A 1,244-nucleotide genomic window follows, 5' to 3' on the forward strand; every position below is an offset into this window, starting at 1 on the left:
GAGCCGAGAACCAGGGACAGGTCCCGCCGGACCGGCGGCATGGCCGATACCGGCCGGTACGGCAGCAGGTCCTGCAACTGCGCCCGGACCTCCGGATGCTCCGAGCGCAGCAACCGGATATCCCCGATGCCCTTGCGCAGCATCAGGGCCCGGTCCAGGCCGAGACCGAACGCGAGCCCGGCCCAGCGCCTGGGGTCCAGCCCGGACCCACGCAATACCCGAGCCGCGACCAGCCCGCACTCTGCCAGTTCCAGCCACTCGCGGCGGCCGTCGGAGCGCGTGACCCAAACGTCCAGCTGCTGTCCCAGCGCCGTGTAGCTGTGCTCCGCCGGTGTGGCACGCCATTGCACGTCCGGATAATCGGCGGCCGGCAACACGGCTTCGACCACCGCGGCCATCATCGCGCGCAGCTCGGCGGGGCCGAGCAGGCCGCGGGACTTGAGACGCCATAGATCCACCTGGTGCGGCGCGCCGACATGGGTCCGGTCCACCGCGTCGCGCCGGTAGACCAGACCCGGCAGCACATGGAGCCGGTCGTAGCGGCCGAGCTCGCCGCGGAGCGTGTCCAGCAGGGCAGGGACGCCCGCCGAGGTATGGCTCCGGAGCATCACGGTGGGGCTGACGTGGCGGGAATATCGCGAGTCCCGGGTGACGTCGTCCGCCGAGTAGCCCAGCCGGTCGTAATTGTCGGCGGTGGCCACGAGGGGGTTGTGGCGGTGCGTGGCGGCGGGAATGTCCCAGAGCCGTTCCAGGCTGGCCACCACCTCCGCCAGCAGGAGCTGGACGGCGTGCGGACCGCTGGCGGGATCGGACAGGTCTCGCACGGCGAGGGCGGCGTTGAGCTCGGGCAGGGAAGGATATTTTTTCATGGCGGGGTCCTTGGAGTTCTAGGGGCGGGAGGGAAGAACACCCTCAGCCGCTGCGCCGGACGGACCCCGGCGGCTGCCGTTTAGGCGCGCGCTAAGAAGCCCGTGCGGCCGGTAAGCGGCCGAGGGCTGGTAAATCGCTGCTGCCTGTGCATGTGTCCATGTTATGCCCCAGACGGCCCGGACAGCTCCCGTCCCTGGTAGGACGCCTTGGTACGCAGCCCTGGTACGCAGCCCTGGGAGCGCACCCCGCCGCCTCCCCGGCCGCCCCAGCCGATGGGGCTTGACCTTGACGTTGCGTCAACATTTAGGCTCAAAGGAGCGGACGGGAAATACCCGCCAGCGGAAGGAAAGCCAATGGAGTGGTCCGTGCAGCAG

1 protein-coding gene is annotated in these 1,244 nt (G+C 69.9%); it reads right to left on the reverse strand.

Features of this window, described 5'->3' with window-relative positions; all coding sequences use genetic code 11:
• The coding region (gene srmL / locus AB4Y86_RS19170; protein WP_441403708.1) for a PheS-related mystery ligase SrmL at positions 1–869 on the reverse strand (869 nt) is incomplete at its 3' end.
• Positions 870–1,244: the final 375 nt, after the last annotated feature.

This window comes from Arthrobacter sp. 2YAF22_2, assembly GCF_052114645.1.
Taxonomy (GTDB): Bacteria; Actinomycetota; Actinomycetes; order Actinomycetales; family Micrococcaceae; genus Arthrobacter.